8 protein-coding genes and 1 pseudogene are annotated in these 9,099 nt (G+C 65.2%); 4 read left to right on the top strand and 5 right to left on the bottom strand.

Annotation, left to right across the window (positions count from 1 at the left end; translation table 11 throughout):
• Window positions 1-2: 2 nt before the first annotated feature.
• Window positions 3-314 (bottom strand): putative quinol monooxygenase, encoded by a 312-nt coding sequence (locus J0I47_RS09510; RefSeq protein WP_294046670.1) that lies wholly within the window; start codon window positions 312-314, stop codon window positions 3-5.
• Between the two features lie 149 nt (window positions 315-463).
• Between J0I47_RS09510 and J0I47_RS09515 the strand changes: the two genes are divergently transcribed.
• From J0I47_RS09515 to msrA, 4 genes and pseudogenes are all read left to right on the top strand, one after another.
• Window positions 464-1,342 carry a LysR substrate-binding domain-containing protein gene (locus tag J0I47_RS09515; RefSeq protein ID WP_294046671.1) on the top strand — a complete coding sequence of 293 codons (879 nt, stop codon included), beginning with the start codon at window positions 464-466 and terminating at the stop codon, window positions 1,340-1,342.
• A 151-nt stretch (window positions 1,343-1,493) separates the two neighbouring features.
• Window positions 1,494-2,033, top strand: a pseudogene (locus tag J0I47_RS09520) (Plug domain-containing protein); the annotation flags it as partial.
• Window positions 2,034-2,988: 955 nt separating this feature from the next.
• On the top strand, window positions 2,989-3,414 hold the full coding sequence (gene msrB, locus J0I47_RS09525) for a peptide-methionine (R)-S-oxide reductase MsrB (protein ID WP_294046673.1): 426 nt from the start codon (window positions 2,989-2,991) through the stop codon (window positions 3,412-3,414).
• Window positions 3,411-3,920, top strand: a complete 510-nt coding sequence (msrA, locus tag J0I47_RS09530; RefSeq protein WP_294046675.1) for a peptide-methionine (S)-S-oxide reductase MsrA — start codon at window positions 3,411-3,413, stop codon at window positions 3,918-3,920. Before msrB ends, msrA begins: the two co-directional genes overlap by 4 nt.
• Window positions 3,921-4,067: 147 nt before the next feature.
• Here msrA and J0I47_RS09535 read toward each other — a convergent pair whose 3' ends face one another.
• From J0I47_RS09535 to J0I47_RS09550, 4 genes are all read right to left on the bottom strand, one after another.
• Window positions 4,068-6,428 carry a xanthine dehydrogenase family protein molybdopterin-binding subunit gene (locus J0I47_RS09535; RefSeq protein WP_294046677.1) on the bottom strand — a complete coding sequence of 787 codons (2,361 nt, stop codon included), beginning with the start codon at window positions 6,426-6,428 and terminating at the stop codon, window positions 4,068-4,070.
• Window positions 6,425-7,411 carry a xanthine dehydrogenase family protein subunit M gene (locus J0I47_RS09540; RefSeq protein WP_294046679.1) on the bottom strand — a complete coding sequence of 329 codons (987 nt, stop codon included), beginning with the start codon at window positions 7,409-7,411 and terminating at the stop codon, window positions 6,425-6,427. The genes J0I47_RS09535 and J0I47_RS09540 overlap by 4 nt, the downstream gene beginning before the upstream one ends.
• Entirely contained in the window at window positions 7,408-7,914 is a 507-nt protein-coding gene (locus tag J0I47_RS09545; RefSeq protein ID WP_294046681.1) for a 2Fe-2S iron-sulfur cluster-binding protein, read from the bottom strand. Before J0I47_RS09545 ends, J0I47_RS09540 begins: the two co-directional genes overlap by 4 nt.
• A gap of 153 nt (window positions 7,915-8,067) precedes the next feature.
• On the bottom strand, window positions 8,068-9,099 hold a 1,032-nt coding region (locus tag J0I47_RS09550; protein WP_294046683.1), incomplete at its 5' end, for a M13 family metallopeptidase.

Consider the following 9,099-nt stretch of genomic DNA (forward strand, 5'->3'; position numbering starts at 1 on the left):
CCTCAGAGCTCCGCTCGCTCGGCGCTCGCCGTGTTGGTGGGCGACAGGCGCAGGATCGACGACGGCCCGGTCACGAGGTCGGCGATTGCAGCGCGAAGCCTGACGACCGGCTCGCCCTTCGCGTGCGCCGCGAGCGCATCACCATCGGCCCATTTCGAGATGGTCACGACGCTGTCGTCGGTCGTGTGGAGCGCGTAGAGGTCGCAGCCGGCTTCCGCGCGGATGTCGGACGCGATCGTCTCGACGGCCGCAAGCAGCGCGTCGCGCTGGCCGGGTTTCGGGTGCATGTGAACAACGGTGACGATGGCCGCCATGGTCTCTCTTTCTCGCGGTCATCCGCCGCGTCGTGCTCGCTAGAAGACCGTGTCGACTTGTCCGCGACAAACGAAGCTTTTCGTTTTAGGCTGAATCTGGCTCAACCGAAGATTGGGCAAGAGGAGGGCCATTGGACGTTCTGCCATCGTTGAGCGCGCTGCGCGCGTTCGAAGCTGCGGCTCGGCTCGGCTCCTTCCAACTGGCGGCGCAGGAAATGAGCCTGACGCCGTCGGCCATCAGCTATCAAATCCGCAATCTCGAGACGACGCTCGGCCAACCCCTGTTCGTCCGGCAACACCGCAAGGTCAGCCTGACCTCGGCGGGCGACATCCTCAACCAGTTCGTCCAACGGGGTTTCAACGAGCTGCGCAATGGCGCGGCCGCCGTGCAACAGGTCCGCAATCCGCGCGTCCTGCGCATGACCTGCGCACCCGCCTTTGCCAACGCCTTCCTGACCCACCGCATCCGGGCGTTCGAGCTCGCCAACCCGCAACTCGAGCTTCAGTTGGTCGTCGCGCATTCGGTGATGGACCTGGTGGCAGACGGGCTCGATGTCGCGATCCGCTTTTCGATCAATCCGCCCGCCGACCTCTACGCCAAGGAAATCGCCGACCTCGCCTACACGCCGATCTGCGTGCCGGCGCTGGCAGAGAACCTGCACACGGTCGACGACCTCCTGCAGGCGAAGCGCGTGCTGGTGCGCGAGCATGCGCAGGGTTGGACCAACTGGTTTGCCGGGACCGGACGCACCGTCGCCGGCGGCCGGGAGCTCCAGGTCGAAACGCTCAACGTCTCGGTACAAGCCGCCTTGGACGGTCTCGGCATATCGCTGTTGCCGCGCGTGATCGTTGCGTCGCATCTCGCAGCCGGCCGGCTCGTGGCGCCGTTCGATCACGATCTCATCAGCCAGTACAAATACTGGTTCGCGTGCCGCCGGGGCGAAGAGCATACCATGAAGATCCGTCGGATCGAGCGCTGGCTGCGCGACGAAATCAAGACACCGCATCTGCCACCCATCGCCGCCTGACCACCATTTCACCTAAGCTTGGCTCATGCGAAGCGGAAAAGCTTCGTTTGTCGCGTCCAATCGCTCCGCCTCTACTGGCACGGTCGATCCCTGCATCGGCAACCCACACGCAACTCAGAGTGCGGCGGGTTCAGAGAGGAGGACAGAAGGTATGACGTGGTCCCGCAATTCGCGACGCAAATACGGGGTACTCGTTGGTGTCAGCGTCCTTGGACTGATCGCCGCCGCAGCGCCGGCATGTGCCCAGACCAAGCCGGTTGACGACAAGAAACCGACCGAGCCCGCCAAGGACCAGCCCGACGCCGACACAGGCAAGGACATCGTCGTCACCGGTTCGCGCACGGTCACCAATGGTGCCTCGGCCCCGACCCCGGTCACCGTCGTGTCGACCGCGCAGCTCGTCGCCGCCCAGCCGGGGAACCTCGCCGATTCGCTCAATCAGATTCCCGTGCTTCGCGGATCGCAGCGGCCGTCCTCGGCCGGCGCCGCGTTCGGCACGTCGGGTGCTGGCGCCAATCTCCTCGCGTTGCGCGGTCTTGGGCCGTTCCGCACGCTCGTCCTGCTCGATGGGCGCCGTATCGCGCCGACGACGCTCTACGGGACCACCGACGCCAATCTCATTCCGCAAGGCCTGGTGAGCCGGGTCGATGTCGTCACCGGCGGCGCCTCGGCCGCCTATGGTTCGGATGCCCTGGCCGGCGTCGTCAATTTCGTGCTCGATTCCAAGTTCAAGGGTGTGAAGGGGAACGTTCAGGGCGGGGTCGCCGGTCGCGGCGACGCACCATCGATGAAGGCAAACCTGACGCTCGGGTTCGGTACGCCCGACAACAAACTCAACCTCGTCGTCTCGGGGGATTTCTTCCGCCAGAAGGGGATCAACCTCGACTATAACGGGCGGACCTGGGCGGAGCAGGGCTGGGGCATTATCGGCGAGAGCACGACCTCCCCGTACCAGGTGATCGCCCCGAACGTCGAAGACTCGAACGGCACGCGCGGCGGGCTGATCACCGGCTGCCGCAATGCCGCGGGGGCCGTCGCGTGTCCGACGGCGCTCGCCAACATGCAGTTCGCGCCGGACGGTTCGCTGATCGCATTCAACAAGGGGCAATATGTCACGTCGGGTCTGATGAGTGGCGGTGACGGTACCGCCCGGCGCACCAATCTCCTGCCGTCGCTGCAGTTGGCCAACGTGTTCGGTCGGGTGACCTGGGAAGCCACGCCGAACCTGACGCTTTATGGCGAAGGCCTCTACGGCAAGCTTCACTCGGACTATCTGGCGACGCTCGAGACCTTCAATATCGGCGCGAACGCGTTCACGATCTTCTCGGACAACGCCTATCTGCCGCAGGCGGTGAAAGCCGCGATGGCCAATGCCGGGCTGACCTCCTTCACGTTAGGGCGCAACTCGATCGAGGTCGGTCCCACGCACGACGTCAACGACACGACGACCAAGCGCTTCGTCGGCGGCCTCGACGCCAAGTTCGGCGGCAGCTGGCGCGGCTCGGCCTATGTCCAATATGGCGAATCGCACGTGGTCTACACTCAGACCAACGCCCAGATCGTCCGCAACATGTACAACGCCGCTGACGCGGTGGTCGACCCGGCGACCGGCAACGTCGTCTGCCGCTCGACGCTCCTAGGAACGGTTGCCGGTCGCCTCGCTGAGCTGCGAGCAGCATTATGTCACGCAGCAGAACGGCACGGAGGCGCCCGGCACCGGCGCGCTGCTCCACAACAAGGCGGCGGGCATCTACGTCGACGTCGTCTCCGGCGAACCGCTCTTCGCCAGCGCGGACAAGTATGAATCCGGCTGCGGCTGGCCGAGCTTCACGAAGCCGATCGAGCCGGCCAACGTCGCCGAACTGGTCGACAAGTCGTTGTTCATGACCCGGACCGAAGTGCGTTCGAAGCACGGCGACAGCCATCTCGGCCACGTCTTCGACGACGGCCCGCGCGACCGGGGCGGGCTGCGCTACTGCATCAACTCCGCGTCGCTACGGTTCGTGCCGCGCGACGAAATGGCGTCCCAGGGCTACGGCAATTATCTCACGCAGGTGGAGGACGTGGCATGAGCACCGAGCGCGCGGTGCTGGCCGGTGGGTGCTTCTGGGGAATGCAGGACCTGATCCGCAAGTTGCCCGGCGTCGTCTCGACGCGCGTCGGCTATTCCGGCGGCGAGGTGCCTAACGCCACCTACCGCAACCACGGCAACCATGCCGAGTCGATCGAGATCGTGTTCGATCCGACGCGGACGACGTATCGTGCGCTGCTCGAGTTCTTTTTCCAAATCCACGATCCGACGACGCGCGACCGGCAGGGCAACGATCGGGGCGCAAGCTACCGCTCCGCGATTTTCTACGCCACGCCCGAGCAGAAGGCGGTGGCGGAGGAAACCATCGCCGACGTTGACGCCTCCGGCCTTTGGCCGGGCAAGGTGGTGACCGAGGTGTCTCCGCTAGGCGACTTCTGGCAGGCGGAGCCCGAGCACCAGGATTATCTGGAGCGCATCCCCAACGGCTACACCTGCCACTTCTTCAGGCCGGGCTGGAGGCTGCCGCATCGCGCCGACCTCACCTGACAGACGGTTTCGAATTCGCTTCTGAACGGAGAGGTCGTGCTTCTGATCCGAGACTAGTTCTTATGCATGTCTGCTCTTGAGGTTCTTCGATCCCTCGTCGAACGACGACAAAGGGGCGCAATCCCGCCCGTGGTTCGCCAATGCAGGTCAGCTTTCGCCCGCCGTCAAAAAGAGTTTGTCGAGCCTTATAGGCAGGTCGCGAATGCGCGTTCCGGTAGCGTTGTAGACCGCATTCGCCACTGCCGCTGCGACGCCGGTAATGCCGATCTCGCCAATCCCGTGCGCGCCCATCGGCGTGTGCGGGTCGGGTATGTCGGTCCATATCACATCGATCTCGGGCAGGTCGGCGTGGACCGGCACGTGATACTCGGCGAGGCTCGGGTTCATGATCCGCCCGTTACGTTCATCGAACTGCGTTTCCTCCATCAGCGCCATGCCGAGGCCCATGATGATGCCGCCGCGGAACTGGCTAAGCGCGGTCTTGGGATTGAGGATCCGGCCGCAATCGAACGAGCCCAGGATGCGGCTGACGCGAGGTTCACCGGTGACGCTGTTCACCCGCACTTCGCAGAAGATGGCGCTGTGAGAGTGCATCGACCAGTGCATCAGCTCGAGCGGCGGCGTTCCTTTCTGCGTGACCTCGATCTGATCACGTTGCGCGCGGGCGAGGATCGACGCGTAGCTTTCACGGCGGGCCGGATCGTCGAGCTTGGCCAGCCCGCCATCCTCGCTGCCGACGTCGTCGGGAGACAGACCAGCGAGCGGCGAGTCGTTGCCGGCCAGCGTCAGCAACTCGGCGACCAGCGCATTGTGGGCCGCAATCACCGCGGCGCCGATCGCTGCGGTCTGCTGCGATCCGCCCGCCATGATCGCGCCGGGGATCGCGGAGTCGCCATAGGCAATTTCGACCCGCTCGAGTGGCAGGCCGAGCCGTTCCGCCGCAACGATCGCGGTGGTGGTCGACGTGCCCATCCCCATCTCCGCCGCGGCGACCGCGACCTTGGCGCGAACACCGTCGCCGTCAAGAACCAGCGTGAGGCGCGCCGCCGCCCCCGGCATGCGGTAGTAGGGATAGGTGCCGGTCGCGCAGCCCATGCCGACCAGCCACTCGCCATCGCGGCGCATCCCCGGCACCGCGCTTCGCTCGGCCCAGCCGAACCGTTCCGCGCCGCTGCGCCATGCCTCGACGATGTGGCGCGACGAGAAGGGCAGTCCGGAGACCGGATCTTTGTCGGGCTCGTTCCTGATCCGGAGCTCGATCGGATCCATGTCCAGCTCGACCGCAAGCTCATCAATCGCCGATTCAAGCGCGAATGTCCCGACCGACTCGCCCGGCGCTCGCATGAACGTGTTTGCGAGCATGTTCATCCTCGCGACATTCGTCTGCAGCTTGATGTTTGGCGACGCGTAAGCTGCACGCGTGCCCAAGATGAAGGGTTCCGGCATGTTGTTGTGCGGCGTCATCACCGACAGGCCGGTATGGATGACCGCTTCGAGGCTGCCGTCGGGGTTCGCGCCAAGCGCGACCCGCTGCTCGGTCAGCGTGCGTCCGCCGACCACGCGATAGACGCCTTCGCGCGACAACGTGATGCGCACCGGCCGCGCGGCCAGTTTGGCCGCGGCCGCGCCGATGATCTGGTGATCCCACAGCCCCTTGCAGCCGAACCCGCCGCCGACATAGGGCGAGGTCAGGTGAACCTGTCCCGGCTCGAGGCCGAACACCTCGCCGATCGTTTGCGCCTGCGCCGTGACCATCTGACTTGCGTCGTGCAGGATCAGTTCGCCGTCGATCCACGCGATCGTCGCGGCGTGCGGTTCGATCGGATTGTGGTTGTGGCGCGGCGTCCGATAGAGGTGATCGACCCGATGCGGCGCATCGCGGAGCGCGCCTTCGGCATCGCCGACCTCGTCAAGTAGCGGCTCGCCCATGAAGAGGCCCTGCTCGACGCCGTTCGCTTTCGCTTCTTCGAGAGTTGTCGTCGAAGGCTCGGCCTCATACGTGAAGTTGAGCAGCGATTTGGCGTAATCGGCCTGCTCCTGCGTTTCCGCCAGCACCAAGGCGATCGGCTGGCCGTTCCAGTGAACGCGGTCGTCCTGTAGGATCGGCAGGTCGGCGGGGCCGACCGCAGTCGGCGACGACCCGAACACGCCAGGCGTGTTCATACGCGGCGCATTGCGATGGGTCATCACCAGCACGACGCCGGGTGCGGACTCGGCCGCGGCGCTGTCGATCGAGACGATCCGTCCGCGCGGGATCTTTGCAAAGGCGAGCGCGGCATAGGTCATGTCGTCGAAAGCGAACTCCGCGGCGAACCGGGCGGCACCCGTCACCTTCAGCGGTCCGTCGAGCCGCGACACCGGCGAACCGATCAGGCCATGCTTGCGCGCAATAAGCGGGTCGGGCCTGCCCCCCGGTATCCAGCTGTCGGGCGCCAGCGGCACCAACTTGGCTATCGCGCCTTGCAGAAGACCCTGCGCGATCCCCTTCGCGTTATCGACGATGCTCATGCCGCGCCTCCCGCCAACTCGCCCAGCACGGCGACGAGTGTCCGCGTGGCGAGCGGGATTTTGAAACCGTTATCGCTTAGCGGCCGAGCGTCTGCGAGTTCGGCAATGGCGGCGTCGCGAAATGACTGGTCGCCCGGCGGCTTGCCGCGCAGCACCATCTCGGCCTTCAACGCGCGCCATGGCCGGTGGGCGACCCCGCCAAGCGCGATGCGGACGTCGCTGATCCGGCCGTCGGTCACTTTCAGCGCGGCGGCAACAGACACGAGCGCAAAGGCGTAGCTCGCCCGGTCGCGCACCTTGCGATAGGTCGAGTTTGACGCGATCGGCAAGGCGGGCAATTCGACCGCGGTGATCAATTCGCCGGGCTCCAGCACGGTGTCGATTTCCGGATGATCCCCCGGCAGGCGGTGTAGCTCGACGAACGGCAGGGTGCGTTTGCTGCCGGCACGCTCCAGGTGCACCACAGCATCGAGCGCCGCGAACGCTACGCACATGTCCGACGGCTGCGTCGCAACGCACTGCGACGACGCACCCAGGATCGCATGTCCGCGATTGAATCCCCCAATCGCGTCGCAGCCAGAGCCCGGTGAGCGTTTGTTACAGCGTGATCCGTCCGTATCGTAGAAATAGGCGCACCGCGTCCGCTGGAGCAAATTGCCGCCGACGGTCGCCATGTTGCGGATCTGAGCCGAAGCCCCGGCCAAGATGGCGCGAGACAACATCGGGTATCGCGCTCGCACGGTATGGTGCTCCGCGAGCGCCGTGTTCTTCGCCGCGGCACCGATAACCATCCCGCCGGCCGGCGTCTCCTCGATCGCGGCGGACAGGCCGGTGACATCTACCAAGCTGCGCGGTCGTTCAACCGTTTCCCGCATCAGATCGACGAGATTGGTGCCGCCGCCGAGATAAGCGGCAGCGGGCGCGCTCCTCAGCCGCAAAGCGTCAGCCACATTCTCAGCGCGGGCATAATCGAACGGGCTCATGCCGCCACCTCCGCCGCGAGCATTTCCTGGATCGCATCGATGATCCCGTTGTGCGCGCCGCAGCGGCAGAGGTTGCCGCTCATCCGTTCCTGGATTTCATCGCGGGTCAGCGCAACGTCGCCGCAAAGGTCGGCAGTGACGTGACTCGGCACGCCGCGCTTCGCCTCCACTGCCATACCGATCGCGGAACAGATTTGCCCAGGGGTGCAATAGCCGCACTGAAATCCGTCATGTTCGATGAACGCCGCCTGCAGCGGATGCAGCCCATCTTCGTCGGCCAGGCCCTCGATCGTCGTGATCTCGCGGCCGTCGTATTGCACCGCTAGCGCCAGGCAGGAGAGCACGCGCTCACCATCCGCGAGCACCGTGCATGCTCCGCACGCCCCTTGATTGCATCCCTTCTTGGTGCCCGGCAGGCGCAGTTCCTCTCGCAGGAAATCGAGCAGTGAGACACGCGGATCGGCTGGCACTTCCGTTGCCGACCCATTGATGATTATCGACATCGAAGAGTTCCCGCCGTTCGAGATGATTGCGCAACGGCCAGCCGCACTCTTTGTGCCGCATAGAAACGGAAACGCCTCGAATTGACGGCAGCTTACGGGTCTGTCCGATGCCACGACAGATGTCCGAAGGGGGGCGCATTGTCGCCTCTGGCGCTACCAAATCCGTGCGCGCGACCCTGACGCCAAATAGTATTTCTCGCCCGGCTTCACGCCGAACGCGCCATACCAAGCATCGACATTACGCACTGCGCCAATCACGCGGAACCGGTTGGGGGCGTGATCGTCGTTCGACAGAGTCGCTCGCATGAAGTCGTCGCTGTCCTTAGAACGCCGCACCTGCGTGTACGACAGAAAGAAGCGCTGGTCGCCGGTCAGTCCGTCGATCACCGGTGCGGGCTTGCCGCCCAGCGATGCATGATAGGCGTCCAGCGCGGCGAGCAGGCCGCCGAGGTCCGCGATGTTCTCGCCCATCGTCAGCTGGCCGTTGACGTGTTGTCCCGGCAACGGCTCGAACGCGTCATATTGTGCGCCGAGCACGGCGATGCGGCGATCGAACTCGGCGACGTCGGTCGGCGTCCACCAATCCTTGAAGTTGCCGTAAACATCGATCTGGCGACCGGCGTTGTCGAAGCTGTGCGTCAATTCGTGGCCGATTATTGCGCCGATCCCGCCGTAATTGACGGCCGGGTCGGCGGTCATGCTGAAGAAGGGCGGCTGCAACCGCGCGGCGGGGAAGACGATCTTGAGCTGCTGTCCGGAATTGTAGGCGTTGATGGTCTGCGGCGTCAGATCCCACAGCCGCCGATCGACCGGCTTGGCGAGCATCGCGCGCTCGCGCTCCCAGTCAGCGCTCATCGACCGCTCGACGTTACCGTAGAGGTCGCCGGGCACGATCCTGATTCCGGAATAGTCCCGCCAGACGTCGGGATAGCCGACCTGAACCGTCATCCGATCGAGCTTGGCGACCGCCTTATCGCGGGTTGCGGGCGTCATCCAGTCGTTTGTGGCCAGCCGCCGTCGCAGCGCGGCCTTCACGTTGTTCGCCAGAACCAGCATCGCGGCCTTGCGCTGCGGGTCGAAGAAGCGCCGGACATATTCACGACCAATCAGTTCGCCGAGCCGGTCATCGACGAGATTGATCGCGCGGCGCTCGCGGGTCGGCGTGCCGCGCGATGCGCGCACGAT

The organism is Sphingomonas sp., assembly GCF_017304635.1.
GTDB lineage: Bacteria > Pseudomonadota > Alphaproteobacteria > Sphingomonadales > Sphingomonadaceae > Sphingomonas.